Origin of the sequence: Microbacterium sp. SLBN-154 (assembly GCF_006715565.1) — a bacterium.
Taxonomy (GTDB): Bacteria; Actinomycetota; Actinomycetes; order Actinomycetales; family Microbacteriaceae; genus Microbacterium.
The window spans coordinates 2,790,686-2,812,528 of sequence record NZ_VFNL01000001.1 but is presented as its reverse complement, the minus strand read 5'-3'; the positions used below and the strand labels follow the sequence as shown (position 1 = coordinate 2,812,528).

Here is a 21,843-nt window from a genome sequence, read left to right as displayed (position 1 = left end):
GTGCTCGACCTGCCGACCGACCTCCCCGCCGACCTCGCGCCCCTCTCGTGGCTCCTGGGCGTGTGGGAGGGAACGGGTGTCATCGACTATGACGCTCCTGAGCACCACTACGTCGGCGAGTTCCGTCACCGGGTGAGCTTCAGCCACGACGGGGGAGACCACCTCAACTATTCGGCCCGCGCCTGGCTGCTCGCACCCGCGCCCGATCCGCAGCCGCAGGAGCTGGTCTCGGAGATGGGATTCTGGCGCCTGTCGCGCCCCGCGACCGATGCCGACGCCGGACCCGGGCTCCTTCCCCCGGTCGCGAGCGCCCGCACGCGCACCGTCGACGACGTCGAGGCCCTGCGGACGTCCGAGGGCGACTTCGAGGTGGAAGCGGCGATCGTGCACTCCGACGGCGTCAGCGAGCTGTACCTCGGACGTGTCCGTGGTCCTCGCATCGACCTCGCCACCGACGCGGTGGTCCGGACCGCGGGCGCCAAGCCCTACACCGCCGCCACACGCATGTACGGACTCGTGGACGGTCACCTGCTGTGGGCCTGGGACATCGCCGCCGTCGGCGCCCGTCTGGGCGCGCACGCGTCGGCCCGACTGGCGAAGGCGGACTGACATGCTTCCCCCCGTCGACCTTCCCGGAGCGATCGTCGAAGACGGCGTGCTCCGGCACCTCGGCAATCCGCTGGGAGAGCAGCGCGCGCTGGCGCACGGTCGCGCCGTCGCACTCCTCGGTGATCGCGGGGTCATCGCCGTCGCCGGACCCGACCGGCTGTCGTGGCTTGACTCGCTCACGTCGCAGGCGGTGGCCCACCTCTCCCCGGGTGAGAGCACGGAGCTGCTCGTGCTCGATCCGCACGGACACGTCGAGCACGCCGCATCCGTCCTCGACGACGGTGAGACGACCTGGTTGATCGTCGATGCCGCCGGCGTCGAGCCGCTGGCATCCTGGCTGATGCGGATGCGGTTCCGGCTGCGCGTGGAGATCAGGGATGCGACCGACGAGGTCGTCGTGGTCGGGGGGACGGATGCCGCGGTGCGCGGTGTTCCTGCCGCCGAGCCGGCGGGACTCCCGCTCAGGTGGCAGGACCCGTGGCCCCGGGTCCAGGTCGGGGGCCACGCCTACGGACCCGCGGAGGACCACCCCGGCGCGGGCTGGGACTGGACAGAGGCGCTCGTGCGCCCGGACGACGCCGCACGGCTGATCGACGACGCCCGCCGCGGCGACCGGGACCTCGCCGGCTCGCTCGCCGCCGACGCCCTGCGTATCGCCGCGTGGCGCCCGCGCTGGCGGAGCGAAGCCGACGAGCGGGCACTCCCGCACGAGGCCGACTGGCTGCGGACCGCGGTGCACCTGAGCAAGGGCTGCTATCGCGGACAGGAGACGGTGGCCAAGGTGCACAATCTCGGTCATCCGCCCCGTCGCCTCGTCGCCCTGCACCTCGACGGCAGCGACAGCACGCTGCCGGCGCATGGATCCCCGGTCCGCAGGGGCGAGGATGTCGTGGGCGCGATCACCTCGTCGGCGCTGCACTACGAGGAGGGGCCCATCGCCCTGGCGCTGGTGCGACGCAACACCCCCATCGACACCGACCTCGTCGTCGACACCGATGACGGTGCGGTCGCGGCCGCGCAGGTCGCCATCGTGCCGCCGGAGGCGGGCGCGGTCGCCGGTGTGCCGCGCATCACGCGTCTGTCCCGGCGCAAGGTCGCCGAGGCCTGATCCGAGCGTCGGCCTGATCGGACCCCGTCAGCGGGGCGCGACGGTCTCCCACGGGACCGTCATCTCCCCCAGGCGCCAGCGCCCGCGATCGGGGAGGTCCATCCCCCGCGCGCGGAGCGCCCGCAGGGCTCCCTCCCAGCGTTGAACCGGGCCGAACGGGGCCAGGCCCGCGGCCCGCTCCCACTCGTCGTCCACGGCCTGGAGCACGTCGTGGATCCGCTCGCCGGGCACATTCCGATGGATGAGCGCCTTCGGGAGACGCTCCGCGACGATTCCCGGCCGCTCGAGATCGGCCAGGCGCAGGGAGATCGTGAGGCTCCGCGGGTGCGCGGTGTGATCGATGGCGATCCAGCTGGCGATCCGGCCCCGCTCGTCGCACGTGCCCTCGACGAGCACGCCGCCCGGCTGGAGGCGGACGGCCATCCGCTCCCAGGCGTTCACCACCTCGGTCTCGTCGTACTGGCGCAGGACGTTCATGGCACGGATGACCGCGGGGCGGCGTCCGCCCGGGAGGGGAACCTCGAAACCGCCGCGATCGAAGTGCACGCGCGCGTCAGGGGCGAACGAGGTCTCGCCGGCGCGGACGCGCGCAAGTTCCTCACGGGCGCGGTCCACCCGCGCGGGATCGATCTCGAGGCCCACCACCTCAGCGGCAGGATGGACCCGCGAGATGCGGGACCACAGCTCCAGCGTCGTCCAGCCGCGGGCTCCGTAGCCGAGGTCGACGACGAGAGGATCGTCCGAGCGGCGGAGGGCGGGGTGCCGGGCGATCCAGCGGTCCACCCGGCGAAGGCGATTGGTGCCGGTGGTTCCCCGCGTCGCACGCCCGATGGGAGCGCGTCCGCCGGTCATCTGTCCATGATGCCAGCGGGTTCGGGCGCTGCCGATGCGCTCAGTAGCATGAGGGTATGACCGAGCCCTCTACGCTGATCCTCCTTCGTCACGGCCAGAGTGAGTGGAACGAGCTGAACCTCTTCACCGGGTGGGTCGATGTCCGCCTGACCGAGCAGGGCAAGGCCGAGGCCACCCGTGGCGGCCAGCTCCTGGCCGAGTCGGGCCTGGCGCCCGACATCCTCTACACCTCGGTTCTCAGCCGCGCCATCCAGACCGCGAACATCGCCCTGGATGCGGCCGATCGGCTGTGGATCCCGGTGAAGCGGTCGTGGCGCCTGAACGAGCGGCACTACGGCGCACTGCAGGGGAAGGACAAGGCGCAGACCCTGGCGGAGTACGGGCAGGAGCAGTTCATGCTCTGGCGCCGCTCCTTCGACGTGCCGCCGCCGCCCCTGGCCGACGACGACGAGTTCAGCCAGGTCGGTGACCCCCGCTACCACGGCATCGACGGCGAGGTGCCGCGCACCGAGTCGCTCGCGCTGGTGATCGACCGCCTGCTGCCCTACTGGAACAGCGACATCGTCCCCGACCTCCAGGCGGGAAAGACGGTCCTCGTCACCGCGCACGGCAACTCGCTGCGAGGACTGGTGAAGCACCTCGAGGGCATCAGCGACGCCGACATCGCCGAGGTGAACATCCCCACCGGCATTCCGCTGGTGTACCGCCTCGACGAGAACCTCGTCGCCGACGGGCCGGGGCAGTACCTCGACCCCGAGGCCGCCGCCGCCGGTGCTGCGGCCGTCGCTGCTCAGGGGGCGAAGAAGTAGCACTCCGAGAACACAGAACGGGCCCGCGCACACAGCGCGGGCCCGTTCTGCGTCAGGGGAGTTGTTCAGGCGTTCGCCGCCTGCGCCGCCTCGAAGGCTTCGCCGTGGCTCGCCCAGTCGCCGGTGGCGAGGTAGATCATCTTCTTGCCGATCGAGACTGCGTGGTCGGCGAAGCGCTCGTGGTAACGGCTCGCAAGCGTGGCATCCACCGTCGCCGAGGCCTCGCCCTCCCAGCTGTCGGAAAGCACCTTCTCGAACACGCTGACGTGGAGGTCGTCGATCTTGTCGTCGAGGTCGCGGATGCGATCGGTGATCGTCAGGTCGATGGTCCGGAGCAGCTCGGTCAGTAGGCGCGCGGCTTCGACATCGAGCTGACCCATCTTGGAGAACGTCGACTTCAGGCCCTTCGGGACCGCGCGCTCGGGGAAGCGCATGCGGGTGAGCTGAGCGATGTGCTCGGCGATGTCGCCCATGCGCTCGAGCGACGCGCTGACGCGCAGGGCGCTCACGACGATCCGCAGGTCGCGGGCGACAGGCTGCTGGCGGGCGAGGATCTCGATCGCGAGCTCATCGAGTTCGACCGTCTTCTGATCGATGATGAGGTCGGCGTCGATGACCTCCTCGGCCAGCGCGACGTCACTGGAGCCGAAGGCACGGGTGGCCTTGTCGATCGCCACCGTGACGAGCTCGGAGATCTCGACCAGACGCGACTGCACGTCCTCCAGCGACTGATGGAACACTTCGCGCATCGCAGCACCTTTCCTCGTGATGGTCTTTCGCGTCGGGCGGGCACGCGTAACCCCGCGATTGTCGTCAGCGGAGGTTAACGAACGGTGCCCGAACAGTGAATAGTAGCGACCCCGCCCTCGCCGGGCGTCCCGGTGCGCCGGAGCGCCGGTGCCTGGCACTCTACGCTGGAACCCATGGACACGACGCAGCTCGCGCTGCTGGCCCTCCTCGCCGGGGTGGTCATCGGGGCACTTCTGAGTGCCATCGTCCTGATGTCGATGCGGGCCCGCGACCGTCTGCGCGCGGCGGACTCGCGCGAGCTCCCCGAGGGCATGAGCGAAGTGCTCCACGGCATGGACGACCCGGCCGTCGTGGTCGACAACTCCTTCACCGTCCTGGCCGCCTCCGCGTCGGCGACGCCCTTCCACTTGAGAGAGGGCGCGGCCCTTCCCGGAGACGACCTGCGCGTGCTCGTGCGCAAGATGAAGGATGACGCCACGTCGGCGTCGTCCACGCTCCGCCTGCAGCGGGGCGCGCCGCCTGCCGAGCCGCGACTGGTGTCGGTGCGGGCGACCAGGATCTCGCCGCGGCTGACGCTGCTGGTTCTGCGTGACATCACCGAGCGGGAGCGGGTCGAGCAGATGCGCCGCGATTTCGTGGCGAACACCAGCCATGAGCTGAAGACACCGGTGGGAGCGGTGAGCCTGCTGGCCGAGGCGATCGAATCCGCTGCCGACGACCCCGATCAGGTGCGTGTGTTCTCCTCCCGGTTGACGGCCGAGGCGAACCGGCTCGCGCTCCTGACCTCCCGCATCATGAACCTCTCCCGCCTGCAGTCGGCCGACGAGCTCTCCGAGGAGCGCAGCGTGTCGGTCGACGAGGTCATCGCCTCCGCGGTCGACGCGCACACCCTGCAGGCCGAATCCGCCGATGTCGTGCTGACCCGGGGAGGCTCGCGCGGCCTCTACGTGCGCGGCGACGGCCAGATCCTCAGTGAGGCCGTCGGCAACCTCATCGCCAACGCGATCGCCTACTCGCCGAAGGGTTCCAGCGTCGGGGTGGGGGTCAAGGCCGTCGACGACATCGTCGAGATCGCCGTCACCGACCGCGGCATCGGCATCCCCGAGGCCGACCAGGAGCGCATCTTCGAGCGCTTCTATCGCACCGATCAGGCGCGATCGCGCCGCACCGGCGGAACCGGTCTCGGCCTCGCGATCGTCAAGCATGCCGTGCAGCGGCACGGCGGCGAGGTGCGTCTGTGGTCCCGGCCCGGGCGAGGCTCCACCTTCACGATCCGGCTGCCCCTGGTCGAACCGCCCCTGGATGACAGCCCGGGTCGTCGCCCCCGACGCAAGCGTCCGGCCTCCGGGGTCGGCCGCGCCGCGGCATCCGTCCCCTCCCGCCCCGTCCCGAACGGAGAACCCGAATGACCCGCGTCCTGCTCGTCGAGGATGAACCCGATCTCGCCGACCCGCTGGCCTACCTGCTCAAGCGCGAGGGCTACGAGGTCGAGATCGCGGAGGACGGCGCGGTGGCGCTCGCTGCCTTCCGCGAGCGCGGGGCCGATATCGTGCTGCTGGATCTGATGCTCCCGAGCATGCCGGGAACGGAGGTCTGCCGGCAGATCCGCACGACCTCGGCCGTGCCGATCATCATGCTGACGGCGAAGGACTCGGAGGTCGACATCGTCGTCGGGCTCGAACTCGGCGCCGACGACTACGTCACCAAGCCCTATTCCGCCCGCGAGCTGCTCGCCCGGATGCGCGCCGTGCTCCGCCGTCTGCAGCAGGCCGACTCGGATCTCCAGGATCACGTGCTCGTCGGCGGGCGGGTCGTGCTCGACATCGACCGGCACACGGTGAGCGTCGACGACCAGCAGATCAACATGCCGCTGAAGGAATTCGAGCTGCTCGAGGTCCTGATGCGCAACGCGGGCCGCGTGCTCACCCGGGGTCAGCTGATCGACCGGGTCTGGGGGAGCGACTACTTCGGCGACACCAAGACGCTGGACGTGCACATCAAGCGGATCCGTTCGAGGATCGAGCAGAACCCCTCCGACCCGACGATGCTCGTCACCGTGCGGGGGCTCGGGTACCGCTTCGAGGGCTGAGCCGGCCGCGCGGTCGAACCGGACCCGAGGTCGGCAGCGGGGTCAGGACTCCGGAACGAACGGTGCGAGGTACTCCTGCTCGCCGTCGAGGACCGGGACGTCCGTGAGGATGGTCTCGCCGTCGCCGGACTGGAAGCTCGCCGGCACGTCGCTGCCCGGAAGCATCTCGATGCCTTCCAGGAGGATGGGCTCCTCGCCGTCGACGCCGAGGCTGATGACGGTGTTGGCGGGCACGCGGACGGTCTCGGAGATCCCGCTGCCGGGCTCGCCGAACTCCATGCTGACCGTGTGGTTCTCGTCGGTGGAGTTGACGAAGGCGCCCAGGAGGTTGCCCGCCGAGCCGTCCTCGTTCGCCACGATGAGCACATTGCGGATCTGCACAGGTCCGCTCTCGGCCGACACGGTGATGCCGTCCGACGGGGAGTACTGGATGGTCGTGGCCTGAGTGGAGATCAGGGCGCATCCGCTCGCGCCGAGCAGGACGGCGGTGCCGAGGGCGCCCGCGGCCAGCATGCGCGCAGCGGTCCGGGAGCGTCCCGTGCCGAAAGTGCGGTTCAACGAAATCACGGATCCTCCCGGAGCGGACGGCGGCAACCCTTGCATTCTATGGGGTGCGCCCGCCCGGGCCGGGCCACGCGGGCGTCGGTTCGGCGCAGCGGGGCAGTGGACCGGCGAACTCTAGCGTATGTCGCCTGTGGTATTCTGGACGTTGCCGAAAGGACATAACTCCATGCTTTTTGAGGTTGGCGAGACGGTCGTCTACCCCCATCACGGGGCAGCGACGATCGCGGAAGTGAAGACCCGCATCATCAAAGGCGAAGAGAAGGTCTATCTGAAGCTCCGCGTCACACAGGGCGACCTCACCATCGAGGTTCCCGCTGACAACGTCGACCTGGTCGGGGTCCGCGATGTGATCGGCAAGGAAGGCCTCGAGCGCGTCTTCGACGTTCTTCGCGCTCCCTTCACCGAAGAGCCCACGAACTGGTCGCGCCGCTACAAGGCGAACCTCGAGAAGCTCGCCTCGGGTGATGTCATCAAGGTGAGCGAGGTCGTCCGCGACCTGTGGCGCCGCGATCAGGACCGCGGCCTGTCGGCGGGTGAGAAGCGGATGCTCGCGAAGGCGAAGCAGATCCTCATCTCCGAGCTCGCGCTGGCGGAGAAGACCGACGAGGAGAAGGCCAGCGTGCTCCTCGACGAGGTTCTGGCCTCGTAGTCGATAGCGTGAGGGTGTGAGCATCACCCCCGTTCCCCGCGTCGCGATCATCGTCGTCGCGGCGGGCTCCGGCACCCGTCTGGGCGCCGGACCGAAGGCCTTCGTCGGACTGGACGATCACACGATCCTGCGTCACGCGCTCGTGCAGGTCTTCGACGCCGGAGCGGCGCAGGTCGTCATCGTCGCGCCTGCGGGTCGCGAGGGTGACGCCCTCACCGATGCGCTGGAGACGGCGGGTGACCGGCGTGATCTCGTCACCGTCGTCACGGGCGGTGCTTCGCGGCAGTCGTCTGTCGCGGCGGGCATCGACGCACTCTGGCCGGACATCGACTACGTCCTCGTACACGACGCTGCGCGCTGCCTGACGCCGTCCGATGTGTTCGATCGGGTCATGGCCGCCCTCGAGCTGGGTCACGGCGGCGCGGTGCCGGTGCTCCCGGTCGTCGACACCATCAAGCGCGTGCAGGATGACCTCATCGTCGGTGTCGTCGATCGCAGCGAGCTGTCCGCCGCGCAGACTCCGCAGGGGTTCCGTCGCGACATCCTCGAAACGGCCTACCGCTCGGCGACATCGGAGTTCACCGACGACGCGGCGCTCGTCGGCGAGGCCGGACACGTGGTGCTCGCCGTGCAGGGCGACGAGCGGGCATTCAAGATCACCACCCCCGCCGACCTCGACCGGGCTCGGAGGCTCGTCGCCGTCCAGCCGCTGACGGCCGCGGAGTCCTCCCTGCATCCCGCTCCCGCGTCCCCGCGCGTGGGGATCGGCACCGACGTCCATGCCGTCGGCGGCGACGGGTCGCTCTGGCTCGCCGGGCTGGAATGGCCGGGCGAACCCGCGCTCTCGGGACACTCCGACGGAGACGCGGTCGCCCACGCGATCGTCGACGCACTTCTGGCGGCGGCAGGCCTCGGCGACATCGGCACCCACTTCGGCACCGACCGACCGGAGTTCGCCGGCGCGCACGCCGATGCTTTCCTCGCCCGCACGCGTGCGCTCCTCGGCGAAGCCGGTCTCCGGATCGGGAACGTCTCGGTGCAGATCCAGGCGCGGCGGCCGCGGTTCGCCGCGCGACGTGCCGAAGCGGAGGCGGTGCTCTCCCGGGCGCTCGGCGGAGCGCCGGTGTCGGTGTCGGCGACGACGACGGACGGCCTCGGCTTCACCGGTCGCGGTGACGGTGTGGCCGCCTTCGCGGTGGCGCTCGTCCTGCCCGCCTGAGCCAGGCCGCGGGGGCGGAGATCAGACCCGCCGGGTCAGGAAGACCGAGTGCGGATCCGGGGAGTAGCCGCCGAACGGCTCGCACTCGACGAATCCCTCGCTGAGGTAGAGCCCGCGGGCCGGTGCGAAAGCCGGCGCCGACCCCGTCTCCAGCCAGAGGGAGGTCATGCCCAGGGTTCGGGCCCGCTCGATCAGATGTCGCAGGATCGTTCGCCCGACACCGCGGCCGCGATAGGCGTCGGCGACCCTCATGGACTTCAGCTCTCCGCGATCGGCGTCCAGGGCGGCCAGGGCCCCGACGCCCGCCAGCTCGGCGCCGTCCCACGCCCCCCACAGTTCCACCGATGCGACATCCAGTGCCTCCGCGCCGAGCGCGTGCACGCTTCCCTCGGGTGAGAGGCCATGCATGTCGCGCAGGTGGACGTCGATGAGACTGCGCACCGGCGGATCGGCGACGGCGGCCGGACGGAGCGCGAAGACGGTCATCAGCCCTCCACCGCGAAGGGACGGGGATCGCGCGGCGCGCGCGATCCCCGGGCGAGCAGGGCGAGGCCGATCCCCAGGACGACGAGGCCGATCACCGCGAGCACCGAGAGGCGTTCGCCCAGGACCGTGAGGCCGAGGATGGCGGCGGTCAGCGGCTCACCGAGGGTGAGGGTCGCGGCGGTCGCCGCCGTGAGTCCGCCGAGCCCCCACGTGAACAGGACGTAGGCGACCGAGATCGTACCGAGACCGAGCCAGAGCGCCATCGCGAGCCCGACGGGTTCGCCGAGCCACGACACGTCCACGAACGGCAGGGCGGGCAGGGCCACGAGGGCCGAGCTCGCCCCCATTCCGCCGACGACGGTGAAGGGATCCCACCCCGCATCCAGCAGGCGTCGCTGGACGTTCGCGATGACCGCGAAGGATGCCGCGGCGCCGAGAGAGCCCAGGAGGCCCGCGGGATCCGTCCCGCCGCCGCCGGTGGCGTCGCCCCCGGCGCCCAGCAGCACGACGCCGATCGTGGCGGCACCGGTCGCCACGGCCCAGGTGGCGCTGGGCAGACGCCTGGTGAGCAACCACTCGAGCAGGCCGGCCATCACCGGGGCAGACCCCAGGGCCACGACCGTTCCGACGGCGACGCCGTTGCGTTCGGTGCCCAGGAAGAACAGCGGCTGATAGAGCGCGAGGCAGATCCCGGTGACGGCCATGAGCAGGAGGGGGCGGACGCCCGAACGCGGCGCCGGGGGTGCGTCCGCAGGGCGTCGCCGCGCATGGCGCCGCGCGAGGACCCCGGCGAGCAGGGCGAGCCCGGTGCCGCCGATCACCATGCGCATCACGCCGATGGACAGGGGAGTGGTGTCGTCGGGCCCCAGGGCCTGCGACGTCCCGGTCGTGCCGAACAGCACCGCGGCGGCGAGGACGGCGAACACGTGCACCCTACAGTTCTACCGGCCCGGCCCCTCGCGCCGGGACAGCCCCGCGTGGGACGGACAGGTGCGCCGGTAGGCTGGGTCGGTGACTCTCCGGCTCTACGACACGAAAGCGCAGGCAGTGCGCGACTTCGTGCCGCTCGACCCCGCCGAGATCACCGTCTACGTGTGCGGACCGACCGTGCAGTCCGGTCCGCACATCGGACACCTCCGCGGGGCCCTGAGCTTCGACATCCTGCGTCGGTGGCTCCGGCACCGGTACGGCCGGGTGACGTTCGTGCGCAACGTCACCGACATCGACGACAAGGTCCTGGCGAACGCGACGGACCTGGAGACGTGGTGGGCTCTGGCCTATCGCATGGAGCAGCAGTTCTCGCGCGCCTACGCCGAGATCGGCATCCTTCCCCCCACCTACGAACCCCGGGCGACCGGATCGATTCCCCAGATGCTCGCCCTCATCGAGCGACTCATCCAGCGCGGGCACGCCTATGCCGCGGAGGGCGATGTCTACTTCGACGTGCGCTCGTGGCCGTCGTACGGCGAGCTGACGCGGCAGAGTCTGGACGCGATGGAACCGGCCGCCGACGCTGACCCGCGGGGCAAGCGCGACCCCCGCGACTTCGCGCTGTGGAAGGGCGCGAAACCCGGCGAGCCCGAATCGGCGACCTGGGAATCGCCGTGGGGCCCCGGGCGGCCCGGCTGGCACATCGAGTGCTCGGCGATGTCGCGGCGCTACCTCGGCTCGGCATTCGACATCCACGGTGGCGGGTTGGACCTCCGCTTCCCGCATCACGAGAACGAGCTCGCCCAGTCCGCGGCCGCCGGGGACGGATTCGCGCGCTACTGGGTGCACAACGGCCTCGTCACCGTCGGAGACCAGAAGATGTCGAAGTCGCTCGGGAACTACCTCCTGGCCGCCGACGTCCTCCGCGAGCAGGACCCGCTCGTGGTGCGCTACGCGCTCGCCGCCGCCCACTACCGCTCGAGCCTGGACATCACCGCCTCGAGCTTCGAGGAGGCTTCCGCCGCGGTGGAGCGGATCCGCTCGTTCCTCGAGCGCGCCGCCCGGACGCTCGCTCAGGCCGAGGACGACACGGTGGTGGCCGCGACCGTCCCCGACGCGTTCGCCGCCGCGATGGACGACGACCTCAACGTGCCGCAGGCCCTCGCCGTCGTCCACGAGCGGGTGCGGCAGGGCAACACCGCGCTGGATGCGGGGGAGAAGGATGCCGCTCGCGCGGCGTGGGCCGATGTCGCCGTCTCCGTGGGCATCCTCGGCATCGATCCGGAGGACCCCCGCTGGCGCTCCGGGGGCGGGGCCGAGGCCGCCGCGCTCGATGCGCTGGTGCACACGATGATCGCGCAGCGCGCACGGGCGCGGGCCGAGAAGGATTGGGCGAGCGCGGATCGCATCCGCGATGCGATCGCCGCAGCAGGCGTGGTCCTGGAGGACACCGCCGATGGAACGCATTGGAGTCTGACGAATGGCTAAGCCAGGAAACCCCGCCGCCGGTCGCGGCAAGAAGAAGGGCGCCACCAAGGGCTCGGGAGGCAAGAACCGCCGCTCTCTCGAGGGCCGCGGTCCGACCCCGAAGGCCGAGGATCGCGCCTGGCACCCCGCCGGCAAGCGCAAGGCGGCTGCCGAGCGCTATGCGGCCGCGGGTGGCAAGGGGCGCCCGAGCGGCGCCGGTGCCACTGCGCAGCGCCGCGCTCCGAAGAAGGACGAAGATACCGAGAACGTCACCGGTCGCAACTCCGTCCTCGAGGCCCTGCGGGCGAAGATCCCGGCGACCGCCCTCTACATCGCCCAGCGGGTGGAGATGGACGACCGGGTGAAGGAGATGCTCGCGATCGCGACGCACCGCGACATCCCGGTCTTGGAAGTCACCCGCCCCGAGCTCGATCGGATGGCGGGATTCGACGGTGTGCATCAGGGTGTGGCCCTCAAGGTGCCGCCGTATGAGTACGCCCACCCCCAGGACCTGCTCGAGAAGATCATCGACAGCGGTCAGACGCCGCTGCTCGTCGCCCTCGACGGCATCACCGACCCCCGCAATCTCGGCGCGATCATCCGCTCCACCGCCGCGTTCGGCGGACAGGGGATCCTGGTGCCGCAGCGGCGCTCGGCGGGGGTGAACTCGGCGGCGTGGAAGACCAGCGCAGGAGCGGCGGCCCGTGTGCCGGTGGCGCTCGCGGCCAACCTCACCACGACGCTGAAGGAGTTCAAGAAGCAAGGCGTCTTCGTCCTGGGCCTCGACGGCGGAGGGGACATCGCCCTCCCCGACCTGCAGCTCGCGGATCGACCCGTCGTGATCGTCGTGGGCTCGGAGGGCAAGGGCCTGTCACGGCTCGTGACGGAGACCTGCGATCAGATCGTCTCGATCCCGATCTCCGCGGCCGCCGAATCCCTCAACGCCGGCATCGCGGCATCCGTCGCCCTCTACCAGGTCGCGACGCTGCGCGCCGCGACACAGACGGGATGACCGGGGGCGGCGTCCGGCTTCGTCGAGACGCCGCCCCCGGCCGTCACCCGCAGAGGGGGACGGTCACTTCTTGTACTGGTAGGGGTTGTAGAGCACCTCGACCTCGGGGATCTCGGGGTGCATCCCCGCGACCCAGTCGTCGCCGACCTCGCGTTCGAGGTGGGCGATGGTGTCGTCGAGCTTCGCCTTGACGCCCGGAAGATCTCCTGCCACGAGACGACCCTCGGCCTTGACGACCTCGCCCCCGACGAGCACCGTGTGCACGTCGCCGCGCTGGGCCTGGTACACCACCTGTCCCCAGGGGTTGACCAACGGCGCCCAGGTGGCCGAGTGCTCGTTCTTCAGCAGCACGACGTCGGCGAGCTTGCCCTTCTCCAGCGACCCGATCTCCCCGTCCTTGCCGAGCGCCTGCGCGCCGCCGCGGGTGGCCATGTGCACGACGTCCTCCGCGCGGAGCTTGACATGCGTCACGGTCTCCGCCGGCTCGAGCTGGTGGGCGAGGTAGTGCTCGAGCGCCCGATCGGCGTTCACGGTCGCGCGCATGGCCGAGAACAGGTCGGCGCTGAACCACACGCTGGTGTCCACCGACAGCGACGTGGGGATGCCGTACTTCCGCAGCTGGTGCACGGGCGGGTAGCCCTGACCGCAGGTGTCCTCCGACTCGGTGGCGAGGGAGACGTTGCCGCCGGTCGCTGCGATCTTCTGGTACGAGTCGGCCGACAGCGTCGCGGCGTGGACGTAGGTGAACCCCTCGTCCATGACCCCGGCGGCGTAGGCGTTGCGGATCCCCCAGTCGTTGGTCGCGCCCCAGACGCCCGCGTGGGTGGTGACGCGCAGACCCAGGTCCTTCGCGACCCGGTAGGCCGCGAGCTCGGGGAAGTTCTCGTCCTGGTTCGGCACGTCGAAGGCGATCTGGGTGCCGAACATGCGCGAGTCGTCGCGTGAGGTGGTGAGGATCTTCTGCACCTCGGGATCGGCGGTCCACTCCCACGGGGAGACGTGGATGTTGCCGTAGGCGAAGACGAACCGCCCGGGCGAGTCGGCCAGGGCCTCGTACGCCGCCCACCCGTGCTCGGGCGTGCGCAGGCCGTGCGACCAGTCCACGCTCGTCGTCACGCCGGATTCGACCGCGTCGAGCGCCGAGATGAGGTTTCCGGCTGCGTAGTCCTGAGGGCGGAACTTCGCGCCGTGCTGCAGGTAGTACCAGACGAAGTACTGCGTCAGCGTCCAGTCCGCTCCGTAGGCGCGCATGGCCGTCTGCCACATGTGGCGGTGGGTGTCGACCATTCCGGGCATCAGGATGCCGCCGGAGGCGTCGATCTCGAAGGTGTCGTCGGGGACCGACAGGTTCGTTCCGACCTCGGCGATCTTCCCGTCGACGACGAGGACGTCACCGTCCGGGATCACCGTGTGGGCGTCGTCCATGGTCAAGACGATGCCGTGACGGAACACGATGGGCTGGCCGCTCTGCGGCCGCGGGGTTTCAGGCATAAACGCTCATCCTCCTTGACGGGCGGTTCGTTGCGATGGTGGGGCGAGGCGGGTTCGGGATGTCGGGTCTCAGCTCGGCCGGCGTCTACTCACCTCCGCGATGGCGGACCAGTCCAGGTCCTTCAGCTCGGGATCGGCGAGGGCGCGATCGAACACGGAGATGAGGGCGGGGAGGGTGGCGGGATCGACGTCGACGGACGTCGCGACCTGCTGGGCGAGATCGAGGTCCTTCCGCCCGAGGGCGATGTGGAACCCCGGCGGGTCGTAGGCCCGCTCGGCGATGATCCGTCCGTAACCGGTGTACACGACCCCTCCGAACAGGGTCTCGGCGAGCAGCCGGGTGAACTGACCGGGGTCGACGCCGAGGCGCTCGGTCATCGCCACGGTCTCGCCGATCGCCTGCATGGCGTGGATGATGTTGTAGTTCACCGCCGCTTTGACCGCGTTGGCCACAGCGGGGCGGGTGCCGAGCCGCCAGGTGCGGACACCCAGGACGTCCAGAAGGGGAGCGACGGCGTCCACGGCGTCCGCGGGGCCTGCGGCGAGGATGTTGAGCTTGCCCTCCGCGGCGACGGCGGGGCGCCCGAGGACCGGGGCGCCGACGTAGCGCGCGCCGACCGCACCGAACCGGGTGTCGAGCTCGTCGGCGAGGGAGGGGCTGATCGACCCCATCGCGACGTGGATGCCGTCGCGCGCGCGGGCGACGGCCTCATCGGTGAAGACCGCCGTCATCGCCGGGTCGTCGGCGAGCATCGAGAACGACACGTCGGCGGCGAGAGCCTCGGCCGCCGACGGCGCGATCCGGCCGCCGCGTCGGGCCAGCGGATCGGCCGCGTCGGGCGAGCGGTTCCACAGCACGACGTCGTGGCCGGCGTCGATCAGGCGACCGGCCATCGCCGATCCCATCGAGCCGAGACCGAGGAACGCGATCGTACTCACGCTTCGCCGCGCCCCCAGACGGTGTTCAGGTGCGACTGCGCATCGCGGTTGAGGTTCAGCGGCCCGTCGATCGTGTAGTAGCGACGCCCGGCGACGATGAGCTCTTCCGCGGGGAACTTGGTGATGACCTCGCAGCCGTCGGCGGTGACCACCACCTCCTCTTCGATGCGCGCGGCTCCCCAGCCGTCGGCTGCCGGCCAGTACGTCTCCAGTGCGAACACCATCCCCTCTTCGAGGGTCTCGGGGTGATCGAACGAGGTGAGGCGGGAGAAGATGGGCTTCTCCCAGATCGACAGGCCCACACCGTGGCCGTACTGCAGCGCGAACGCCGCCATCTCGTCGGCGAAGCCGAACTCTGTCGCCTCCGGCCACACCGCGACGATGTCGGCGGTCGTCGCGCCGGGCTTGACCAGGGCGATCGCCCGGTCCATGTACTCGCGTGCCCGGGTGTAGGCGTCCTTCTGCGCGGGGCTCGCCGATCCGACGGCGAAGGTGCGGTAGTAGCAGGTGCGGTAGCCGTTGTAGCTGTGCAGGATGTCGAAGAAGGCGGGGTCGCCCGGCCGGATCAGACGGTCGGAGAAGACGTGCGGATGCGGTGAGCAGCGCTCACCGGAGATGGCGTTGACCCCCTCGACGTACTCGGATCCGAGGTCGTACAGCGTCTTGGCGACGAGCCCCACCGCTTCGTTCTCGCGCACGCCCGGTCGCAGGAACCGGTAGAGCTCCTCGTAGGCGGCATCCACCATCGAGGCCGCCTGGGTGAGGAGGCGGATCTCGTCGTGGGTCTTGATGCGTCGCGCCTCCATGAACACCTGCTGGCCGTCGACGACCTCGATCCCTTCGCGCTGAAGGGCCAGCAGGACCGGCATCTCGACCACGTCGACGCCGAGAGGCTCGTTCGCGAGGCCGAACTTCTCCAGCTCGCGCTTGATCTTGCGGGCGACGTCTCCCGCGAGATCGGCATCGGGCGGGAACGCCCCGCGAAGCGTCGAGATCCCGGCCCGCGCGCCGCTCTCCCTCCGGGGCCGCTTCGCGCCCTCGTGCGGGGCGTGCGGGTTCGCGTCCGCCTCGGCGGTGGTGACGTCCAGCCACGGGTTGTAGAGCGCGTGGTGCTTGGCCGCCGAGCCGAAGTCCCACACGATCGGGTCGGTCTTGCGGGTGAGCAAAGCGAAACGGATGAGCTTGTCCATCGCCCAGGTGCCGATGTGGGTGCCGCTCATGTAGCGGATGTTGGAGAAGTCGAAGGCGAGGACGGCGCCCAGATGAGAGCGGTCCAGTTCGGCATGCAGGCGCGCCAGACGCGCATCGCGGAGGCGCTCCATGTCGACGCGCTCTTCCCAGTCGACCGCTGCGGGACCCGTCGTTCCGGTGCTCTTCATCGAGTGCTCTCCTTCGCCGGCGAGGGTGTCTTGACTTCACCGCCCGCGTCGAGTTGACTTCCTAAGTAAAGCGCTACTGGACACCGATGTCCAGTGTCACTTCCGACTCCGGTGCTCCCCGCGAACCCCACGTGAGGGATGCGACGGGGTCGGCGACATCGCAAGGAGGAGATGTGAGCCAACGCACAATCGTCGTGGTCGGAGGGACGTCGGGCATCGGGCGGGAGATCGCCCTGGACTGCGTGCGACGCGGCGACCGGGTGGTGATCACCGGCCGTGACCGCGAACGCACGGAGGCGATCGCCGCCGAACTCGGACCGGCTGCCCGCGGCGTGGCCCTCGACATCTCCGAGCCCCACACCGTCGCCGACAGCCTCTCCTCCGTCGAGACGGTCGACGGACTCGTGCTCGCGGCGATCGAGCGCGATGCCAACACCATCCGCGACTACGACATCGATCGCGCCATCCGCCTCACGACCCTGAAGCTCGTCGGCTACGCGGCGACCGTCCGGGCGCTGCTGGATCGTATGCCGGTCTCCGCCGACACCGGCATCGTCCTGTTCGGCGGCCGCGCGAAGGATCTGCCCTACCCCGGCTCGACCACGGTGTCGACGATCAACGGCGGGGTGACCGGCCTCATCAACACCCTCGCCCTCGAGCTCGCCCCCATCCGCGTCAACGCCCTGCACCCCGGGATCATCGGCGACAGCCCGTTCTGGGCCTCCAAACCCGCCGGGGTCCTCGAGCAGTACGAGCGCCACACGCCGGGCGGCCGCCTGGCCACGATGGCCGATGTCGTGGATGCCACGCAGTTCCTGCTGCGCAATCGCGGCGTCTCGGCGGTCAATCTCCCGGTCGATCGTGGCACGGCGCTGCTCTGACCGGCGAGAATCAGGGGATGGCTGACAATCTCGGAGCCCGCATCCGCGCCGCGCGCGTGAGCCGCGGGCTCAGCCTCCGCTCGGTCGCCCAGTCGCTGGGGGTGTCGGCGAGCCTGGTGTCGCAGGTGGAGATCGGCAAGACCCAGCCGTCCGTCTCGACGCTCTACGCCATCGCCAACCACCTCGGGGTGTCCCTCGACGAGCTGGTCGGCGGTGCCGTGAGCGCCGCACCGGCCGACACGCCTGCCGAGGCGACGGTGTCAGCGATCCAGCGCGGTGCGGAGAACCCCGCGATCGAGATGGAGAACGGCGTGCGCTGGGAGCGACTCGCGGGTCAGCCGGGCGGACCCGCCGACGCGCTGCTGGTCACCTATCAGCCGGGTGCCAGCAGCTCCATCGAGGGAAAGCTCATGCGGCACGCGGGGGTCGAGTACGCCTACCTTCTGGAGGGGGCGCTGACCCTGCAGCTCGAATTCGACACCCACGTCCTGCGCGCCGGGGACTCGCTGCACTTCGACTCAACGAGACCGCATCTGTTCTCCAACCGTGGCGACGAGCCCGCGCGCGGGGTCTGGTTCGTGGTCGGACGCCGCCAGCACCACCAGGAGATGCCCCTCGCCCCCGGTGGCCACCGCGCCGATTCCGGCGGTCAATCCGCCGGCGGGCCCGCCTCGGCAGTGGACGTGCTGCGAGCGATGGAGGGGTTGGCGAATCCGGCCGCGCGGTGACGAGCGCTGCGCGCGGAACCGATCCACGGGTCCACGAGGGTCTTGATCTGACGCGATCCGCCGGCCAGCAGCGGACGCAGGGCGGCCGCCTCGACGTCCTCCAGCGGCACGACGGTCCGCGCGACATCCGACCAGTCGTCGCGGGTGCCGAGCAGTCTCACCGCCTCGGGGATGTCATCGCGGAAGACATGGGCGACGGTCCCGACGATGGTGATCTCGCGCAGGGTGAAGGACCCGAGCGGAAGGGCGGGCTCGCCGCGCTGGATCCCCACGGGGACGATGGTCGCCCCCGGGCGCGCAGCGCCGAGCACCTGCGCGAGCCCTTCTGAGCTTCCCGACACCTCGAAGAACACCTCCGGGTCGAGCCCGGTGTCCTCGATCGCCGCGGTGAGTTCGGTCGTCCGGGCGTTCCGCGCGGCGAGGGCTCCGAGCCGGAGGGCGAGGTCGAGCCTGTCGTCGTTCCGATCGAGGACGAGGACGCGCGCGCCGGTGCTGGCGGCGGCGAAGGCGATGAACGCGCCGATGCCCCCGGCGCCGACGACCACGGCATCCTGGCCGGACGCCAGGCCGCTGCGGCGCACGGCGTGGACCGCGATCGCCATCGGCTGGGCGAGCCCCAGCGTGTCGGTCGGGAGTCCCGCGTCGCTGACGTCGGAGACGATCGCCGCCGGTGCGACGACGAACCCCGCCAGGCCTCCGTCGCGGTGGAAGCCGAGGGTGCGGTAGGTGCGGCAGAGATTCGTCCGCCCGGCGCGGCAGGGCGCGCAGCCGCCGCACGAGACCCCCGCGCCGCAGACGACCGTGGCGCCTGGGGCGAGATCGGTGACCTCCGAGCCGACCGCCTCGATCGTGCCGACGAATTCGTGGCCGAGGACGACCGGCGGTTCGGCGAGGACCTTCCCGCGGCCGAACTCCGTGGCATCCGACCCGCACACGCCGCACACCGCGATCCGGATGAGCACCTCGTCCGGTGCAGGCGAGGGGATGGCGCGGTCCTCCACGCGAAGGTCGCCGACCGCGTGCAGGACGGCGGCGCGCATCGTCGTCACGTCAGAGTGCCCGACGTCAGTGGAAGCTGAACGGCTGAGCGGTCGGCGATCATCGGGCCGAGGTGTTCGCGGTACACCTCCGCGTGAAGCGGGTGGTCGAGGTAGGCGTCGAGCGCGGCCGCATCGTCGACGACTGCCGCGACGGCGTAGTCGGCTCCGCCGGGTCGCAGGTGGAGGTTCGCGCCCGCGACGTACGACCGGAGCACGTCGATGCCTTCGGCCATCCGGTTCAGTGCCTCGGTCAGCGCGGAGACGCGCTCGTCGGTGACACCGTCGACCCATCGGAAGGTGACCAGGTGGAGGATCATGGAGTTCTCGCTCTCTTCGTCGAAAGCCGGAGCAGTGTCCAGCCTCAGCGGACGTCGTCCCTACGCTAGACGGTGGCCTGCCACGCGGCAAGCCGATCTGTACACTCTGGCTTGATAGACACGCTGGCTCGACGGGCACCGCCGCCCGTCGCCGAATTCGGGAGGAACCATGGCCGGTCCCCGCGTCGCCGTCGTCGGAGCAGGCGCCAACGGCGCCTCGATCGGAGCAGACCTGTACCGCGCAGGCGTGGATGTGACGCTCGTGGAGCAGTGGCCCGCGCACGTCGAGAAGATCAGATCGGAGGGGCTTCGCGTCATCACCCCCGACGACGAACTTCACGTGCGTCCTCGCATCATCCACCTCTGCGAGGTCGCCGAGCTGCGATCGGACTTCGATGTCGTGCTGCTGGTGATGAAGGCCTACGACGCCGGCTGGGCGAGCCGGTTGATCGCGCCCTATCTCGCGCCCGACGGGCTGATGGCGGCGGTGCAGAACGGGATGACGGCCGACGCCGTCACCGAGGCGGTGGGCGCCTCACGCGCGGCGGGAGCAGTGATCGAATGCTCCGCGACGATGACCGAGCCCGCTGTGGTGCACCGGCACACACCGCGGGAGCGATCCTGGTTCGCCGTGGGCCGGCTTCCCGGTGGGGCCGAGGGGATCGAGCCGGTGGCGGATCTCCTCGCGCTCTCGGGCACCGTGGCGCGGGTCGACGACATCCTCAGTGCAAAGTGGATGAAGCTCGTCAGCAACTGCACCCTTCTCGTGACCTCGGCGATCCTCGGCCTGCCGATGCTCGACGCGCTCCATCAGCCCGGCTTCCGCGACGTGATGGTCGCGGCCGGTGACGAAGCCCTGACCGTCGGTGCAGCCCGGGGTTACCGGACCCTGCCGATCTTCGGTCTCGAACCCGCCGACCTCGATGACCCGAGAGGCGTGATCGAGGTCATGACCGATCGCCTGTTCGCCGGCTTCGTCGTTCCCGGTGCGACGACGACCGTGCTGCAGGATTGGCGGAAGGGCCGCCACAGCGAAGTCGACGATCTCAACGGAGAGGTGGTGCGCCGGGGTGCGGAGCTCGGCATCGCCACTCCGGTCAACGCGAGGATCACCGAGATCGCGCATCGGATCGAGCGGCGAGAGATCGAACTGGGGGCCGCGCACCTCGCCCTCCTCCTCGACGCCCTCAGGTGAGCGGGTCGGGTGCGAAGATCTCGGGACTGCGTGCCAGCTGACGGCGCGTGCGCCGGATGTGGCCGGCGAGCACCCGTTCGGCCTCCTCGGTGTCGCCGTCCTGGAGGGCGGCCACGATGAGATGGTGTTCCTCGTGGGCGATGCGACGGGATTCCTCCGCCCACGAGGACACGTAGGCCCGCCGGTAGGGCGCCGTCACGTTCCAGAGCCTGCCCACCAGCTCGCCGAGGTGGGCCGTGCGGGCGGCGCGGTAGCTGCGCAGGTGGAACTCGGCGTCGAGCTGGAGGAACGCGTCGGTGTCGGCGCCGACCTCGCTGATCCGCGTGGCGAGCGCGTCGAGCTCGGCGATCGCCTCGCCGGTCAGCAGCGGTGCGCTGTAGCCGAGCAGCAGCGGCTCGAGGCGCTCGCGCATCCGATAGATCTCCTCGCACTCGGCGAGGGTGAGGCGTGCTACCCAGGCCCCGGCGTTGGGGACGACGGTGATCAGCCCCTCGTATTCGAGCTGCCGGATCGCCTCTCTCACCGGCACGCGGCTGGCGCCGAACTGCTCGGCGAGATCCTCCTGTCGGATGCGCGTTCCCGGCGGGAAGATCCCGCGCACGATTCCCTCACGCACCTGATCGGCGATGCGGGCTCCGGCGTCGCCGTCACGACTGCGGATGTCGGTCCCGCTCATTCCGCCGGCCTCGCCGGGTGCCACAGCAGCGCGTCGGCGCCGCTCTCGTACGCCTTGCCGGCGGGGAAGCTCACCAGCTCGAGCTGCAGTCCCCACGGCGCCCGGAAGTACAGCCACCGCTGTCCGGCACTCGCTCCGGCGCTGGCGACGGGCTCTCCCATGATCTCCACGTCGTGCGCGCGCAGGTGGGCGACGGCGGCATCCATGTCGTCGACATAGATCGCGAGGTGGTGACCGCCGAGGTCGCTGTTGCGCGGGGGCGGGGCCTGCCCGTCCGCGGCGTCGTAGGCGAACACCTCGAGGTTGGTCCCGTGCCCGAGGCGGTAGAAGCGGATCTCGCGGATCTGTGTCCGGGGGTGGACCCCGAGCTGGACGCTCATCCAGTCGTCGTCCGCCCGCTTGGGCCCCAGGCGGTAGACCGGAACGGCGCCGAGGACCTCCACGAAGAAGCGCTCGGCCTCGTCGAGATCCGGCACCGTGATGCCGATGTGGTCCATTCCCCGCATCCCGGGTAAACCTCGCGTCATCGCGATCACCTTCCGTTTGGATCCAGGATGCCACCTGCGAGGCGCATCCACCATGAATTGTCTCGCGCAGCCTTGATATTGGATCCAATCAGTCGTACCGTGAGGATCGCCGCCCTCCGCGGCTGC

At 70.4% G+C, this 21,843-nt stretch carries 24 protein-coding genes; 12 read left to right on the top strand and 12 right to left on the bottom strand.

Going from position 1 to position 21,843, the window contains the following annotated elements:
- Nucleotides 1-609, top strand: a complete 609-nt coding sequence (locus FBY40_RS13620) for an FABP family protein (protein WP_141939338.1) — start codon at nt 1-3, stop codon at nt 607-609.
- A gap of 1 nt (nt 610) precedes the next feature.
- On the top strand, nt 611-1,717 hold the full coding sequence (gene ygfZ / locus FBY40_RS13615) for a CAF17-like 4Fe-4S cluster assembly/insertion protein YgfZ (RefSeq protein WP_141939337.1): 1,107 nt from the start codon (nt 611-613) through the stop codon (nt 1,715-1,717).
- Nucleotides 1,718-1,744: 27 nt separating this feature from the next.
- Here ygfZ and FBY40_RS13610 read toward each other — a convergent pair whose 3' ends face one another.
- Nucleotides 1,745-2,569, bottom strand: coding sequence for a class I SAM-dependent methyltransferase (locus FBY40_RS13610; protein ID WP_141939336.1), 825 nt, complete (start codon nt 2,567-2,569; stop codon nt 1,745-1,747).
- A 56-nt stretch (nt 2,570-2,625) separates the two neighbouring features.
- On the opposite strand from FBY40_RS13610, the gene FBY40_RS13605 reads away from it, so the two are divergent.
- Nucleotides 2,626-3,378 carry a phosphoglyceromutase gene (locus FBY40_RS13605; protein ID WP_124293808.1) on the top strand — a complete coding sequence of 251 codons (753 nt, stop codon included), beginning with the start codon at nt 2,626-2,628 and terminating at the stop codon, nt 3,376-3,378.
- Between the two features lie 65 nt (nt 3,379-3,443).
- Here FBY40_RS13605 and phoU read toward each other — a convergent pair whose 3' ends face one another.
- Complete coding sequence (gene phoU, locus FBY40_RS13600; RefSeq protein WP_141939335.1) at nt 3,444-4,127, bottom strand: phosphate signaling complex protein PhoU; 684 nt, start codon at nt 4,125-4,127, stop codon at nt 3,444-3,446.
- Between the two features lie 174 nt (nt 4,128-4,301).
- Here phoU and FBY40_RS13595 point away from each other — a divergent pair, with 174 nt between their 5' ends.
- Nucleotides 4,302-5,537: a sensor histidine kinase gene (locus FBY40_RS13595; protein WP_141939334.1), complete on the top strand. Its 1,236-nt coding sequence runs from the start codon at nt 4,302-4,304 to the stop codon at nt 5,535-5,537.
- Nucleotides 5,534-6,217: a response regulator transcription factor gene (locus FBY40_RS13590; protein ID WP_141939333.1), complete on the top strand. Its 684-nt coding sequence runs from the start codon at nt 5,534-5,536 to the stop codon at nt 6,215-6,217. The genes FBY40_RS13595 and FBY40_RS13590 overlap by 4 nt, the downstream gene beginning before the upstream one ends.
- 42 nt (nt 6,218-6,259) lie before the next feature.
- On the opposite strand, the gene FBY40_RS13585 is transcribed toward FBY40_RS13590, so the two are convergent.
- Nucleotides 6,260-6,730: a DNA modification methylase gene (locus FBY40_RS13585; protein ID WP_141940198.1), complete on the bottom strand. Its 471-nt coding sequence runs from the start codon at nt 6,728-6,730 to the stop codon at nt 6,260-6,262.
- A 217-nt stretch (nt 6,731-6,947) separates the two neighbouring features.
- Here FBY40_RS13585 and FBY40_RS13580 point away from each other — a divergent pair, with 217 nt between their 5' ends.
- Both FBY40_RS13580 and ispD read left to right on the top strand, forming a co-directional pair.
- Nucleotides 6,948-7,430, top strand: coding sequence for a CarD family transcriptional regulator (locus FBY40_RS13580; protein ID WP_124293803.1), 483 nt, complete (start codon nt 6,948-6,950; stop codon nt 7,428-7,430).
- A 16-nt stretch (nt 7,431-7,446) separates the two neighbouring features.
- Nucleotides 7,447-8,649, top strand: coding sequence for a 2-C-methyl-D-erythritol 4-phosphate cytidylyltransferase (ispD, locus tag FBY40_RS13575; RefSeq protein ID WP_141939332.1), 1,203 nt, complete (start codon nt 7,447-7,449; stop codon nt 8,647-8,649).
- A 21-nt stretch (nt 8,650-8,670) separates the two neighbouring features.
- On the opposite strand, the gene FBY40_RS13570 is transcribed toward ispD, so the two are convergent.
- Both FBY40_RS13570 and FBY40_RS13565 read right to left on the bottom strand, forming a co-directional pair.
- Nucleotides 8,671-9,135: a GNAT family N-acetyltransferase gene (locus FBY40_RS13570; protein WP_141939331.1), complete on the bottom strand. Its 465-nt coding sequence runs from the start codon at nt 9,133-9,135 to the stop codon at nt 8,671-8,673.
- Nucleotides 9,135-10,067: a DMT family transporter gene (locus FBY40_RS13565; protein WP_141939330.1), complete on the bottom strand. Its 933-nt coding sequence runs from the start codon at nt 10,065-10,067 to the stop codon at nt 9,135-9,137. The genes FBY40_RS13570 and FBY40_RS13565 overlap by 1 nt, the downstream gene beginning before the upstream one ends.
- A 79-nt stretch (nt 10,068-10,146) precedes the next feature.
- On the opposite strand from FBY40_RS13565, the gene cysS reads away from it, so the two are divergent.
- Together cysS and rlmB are read left to right on the top strand one after the other, a co-directional pair.
- The gene (cysS, locus tag FBY40_RS13560) at nt 10,147-11,553 is read left to right on the top strand and encodes a cysteine--tRNA ligase (RefSeq protein WP_141939329.1); all 1,407 of its coding nucleotides are present in this window, start codon (nt 10,147-10,149) and stop codon (nt 11,551-11,553) included.
- Nucleotides 11,546-12,544 (top strand): 23S rRNA (guanosine(2251)-2'-O)-methyltransferase RlmB, encoded by a 999-nt coding sequence (gene rlmB, locus FBY40_RS13555; RefSeq protein WP_141939328.1) that lies wholly within the window; start codon nt 11,546-11,548, stop codon nt 12,542-12,544. Before cysS ends, rlmB begins: the two co-directional genes overlap by 8 nt.
- Nucleotides 12,545-12,607: 63 nt before the next feature.
- Here the strand turns inward: rlmB and FBY40_RS13550 are convergent, their stop codons facing one another.
- The 3 genes from FBY40_RS13550 to FBY40_RS13540 form a co-directional block, all read right to left on the bottom strand.
- Nucleotides 12,608-14,035, bottom strand: coding sequence for an amidohydrolase family protein (locus FBY40_RS13550; protein ID WP_141939327.1), 1,428 nt, complete (start codon nt 14,033-14,035; stop codon nt 12,608-12,610).
- A gap of 69 nt (nt 14,036-14,104) precedes the next feature.
- Nucleotides 14,105-14,974 carry an NAD(P)-dependent oxidoreductase gene (locus FBY40_RS13545; protein ID WP_141939326.1) on the bottom strand — a complete coding sequence of 290 codons (870 nt, stop codon included), beginning with the start codon at nt 14,972-14,974 and terminating at the stop codon, nt 14,105-14,107.
- Nucleotides 14,971-16,353, bottom strand: coding sequence for a M24 family metallopeptidase (locus FBY40_RS13540; RefSeq protein WP_141939325.1), 1,383 nt, complete (start codon nt 16,351-16,353; stop codon nt 14,971-14,973). The genes FBY40_RS13545 and FBY40_RS13540 overlap by 4 nt, the downstream gene beginning before the upstream one ends.
- 173 nt (nt 16,354-16,526) lie before the next feature.
- Here FBY40_RS13540 and FBY40_RS13535 point away from each other — a divergent pair, with 173 nt between their 5' ends.
- Entirely contained in the window at nt 16,527-17,234 is a 708-nt protein-coding gene (locus tag FBY40_RS13535; protein WP_141939324.1) for an SDR family NAD(P)-dependent oxidoreductase, read from the top strand.
- 17 nt (nt 17,235-17,251) lie between these two features.
- The gene (locus FBY40_RS13530) at nt 17,252-17,962 is read left to right on the top strand and encodes a cupin domain-containing protein (protein WP_141939323.1); all 711 of its coding nucleotides are present in this window, start codon (nt 17,252-17,254) and stop codon (nt 17,960-17,962) included.
- Here the strand turns inward: FBY40_RS13530 and FBY40_RS13525 are convergent.
- Nucleotides 17,884-19,002, bottom strand: a complete 1,119-nt coding sequence (locus FBY40_RS13525) for a zinc-dependent alcohol dehydrogenase (RefSeq protein WP_141939322.1) — start codon at nt 19,000-19,002, stop codon at nt 17,884-17,886. The genes FBY40_RS13530 and FBY40_RS13525 overlap by 79 nt on opposite strands.
- 5 nt (nt 19,003-19,007) lie before the next feature.
- Nucleotides 19,008-19,319: a Dabb family protein gene (locus tag FBY40_RS13520; protein WP_141939321.1), complete on the bottom strand. Its 312-nt coding sequence runs from the start codon at nt 19,317-19,319 to the stop codon at nt 19,008-19,010.
- 169 nt (nt 19,320-19,488) lie between these two features.
- On the opposite strand from FBY40_RS13520, the gene FBY40_RS13515 reads away from it, so the two are divergent.
- Nucleotides 19,489-20,514 (top strand): ketopantoate reductase family protein, encoded by a 1,026-nt coding sequence (locus FBY40_RS13515; RefSeq protein ID WP_141939320.1) that lies wholly within the window; start codon nt 19,489-19,491, stop codon nt 20,512-20,514.
- On the opposite strand, the gene FBY40_RS13510 is transcribed toward FBY40_RS13515, so the two are convergent.
- The gene (locus FBY40_RS13510; RefSeq protein ID WP_141939319.1) at nt 20,507-21,190 is read right to left on the bottom strand and encodes a GntR family transcriptional regulator; all 684 of its coding nucleotides are present in this window, start codon (nt 21,188-21,190) and stop codon (nt 20,507-20,509) included. The genes FBY40_RS13515 and FBY40_RS13510 overlap by 8 nt on opposite strands.
- Nucleotides 21,187-21,717, bottom strand: a complete 531-nt coding sequence (locus FBY40_RS13505; protein WP_235014894.1) for a VOC family protein — start codon at nt 21,715-21,717, stop codon at nt 21,187-21,189. Before FBY40_RS13505 ends, FBY40_RS13510 begins: the two co-directional genes overlap by 4 nt.
- Between the last annotated feature and the right edge of the window lie 126 nt (nt 21,718-21,843).

Bases quoted from the DNA above. Each gene is read 5' to 3' on its own strand.
- FBY40_RS13530 (WP_141939323.1), top strand. From the start codon at position 17,252: ATGGCTGACAATCTCGGAGCCCGCATCCGCGCCGCGCGCGTGAGCCGC.
- FBY40_RS13540 (WP_141939325.1), bottom strand. From the start codon at position 16,353: ATGAAGAGCACCGGAACGACGGGTCCCGCAGCGGTCGACTGGGAAGAG.
- FBY40_RS13595 (WP_141939334.1), top strand. From the start codon at position 4,302: ATGGACACGACGCAGCTCGCGCTGCTGGCCCTCCTCGCCGGGGTGGTC.
- FBY40_RS13605 (WP_124293808.1), top strand. From the start codon at position 2,626: ATGACCGAGCCCTCTACGCTGATCCTCCTTCGTCACGGCCAGAGTGAG.
- rlmB (WP_141939328.1), top strand. From the start codon at position 11,546: ATGGCTAAGCCAGGAAACCCCGCCGCCGGTCGCGGCAAGAAGAAGGGC.
- FBY40_RS13590 (WP_141939333.1), top strand. From the start codon at position 5,534: ATGACCCGCGTCCTGCTCGTCGAGGATGAACCCGATCTCGCCGACCCG.
- ygfZ (WP_141939337.1), top strand. From the start codon at position 611: ATGCTTCCCCCCGTCGACCTTCCCGGAGCGATCGTCGAAGACGGCGTG.
- FBY40_RS13510 (WP_141939319.1), bottom strand. From the start codon at position 21,190: ATGAGCGGGACCGACATCCGCAGTCGTGACGGCGACGCCGGAGCCCGC.
- FBY40_RS13580 (WP_124293803.1), top strand. From the start codon at position 6,948: ATGCTTTTTGAGGTTGGCGAGACGGTCGTCTACCCCCATCACGGGGCA.
- phoU (WP_141939335.1), bottom strand. From the start codon at position 4,127: ATGCGCGAAGTGTTCCATCAGTCGCTGGAGGACGTGCAGTCGCGTCTG.
- FBY40_RS13610 (WP_141939336.1), bottom strand. From the start codon at position 2,569: ATGACCGGCGGACGCGCTCCCATCGGGCGTGCGACGCGGGGAACCACC.
- FBY40_RS13585 (WP_141940198.1), bottom strand. From the start codon at position 6,730: ATGCTGGCCGCGGGCGCCCTCGGCACCGCCGTCCTGCTCGGCGCGAGC.
- FBY40_RS13570 (WP_141939331.1), bottom strand. From the start codon at position 9,135: ATGACCGTCTTCGCGCTCCGTCCGGCCGCCGTCGCCGATCCGCCGGTG.
- FBY40_RS13515 (WP_141939320.1), top strand. From the start codon at position 19,489: ATGGCCGGTCCCCGCGTCGCCGTCGTCGGAGCAGGCGCCAACGGCGCC.
- FBY40_RS13525 (WP_141939322.1), bottom strand. From the start codon at position 19,002: ATGCGCGCCGCCGTCCTGCACGCGGTCGGCGACCTTCGCGTGGAGGAC.
- FBY40_RS13550 (WP_141939327.1), bottom strand. From the start codon at position 14,035: ATGCCTGAAACCCCGCGGCCGCAGAGCGGCCAGCCCATCGTGTTCCGT.
- FBY40_RS13520 (WP_141939321.1), bottom strand. From the start codon at position 19,319: ATGATCCTCCACCTGGTCACCTTCCGATGGGTCGACGGTGTCACCGAC.
- FBY40_RS13505 (WP_235014894.1), bottom strand. From the start codon at position 21,717: ATGACGCGAGGTTTACCCGGGATGCGGGGAATGGACCACATCGGCATC.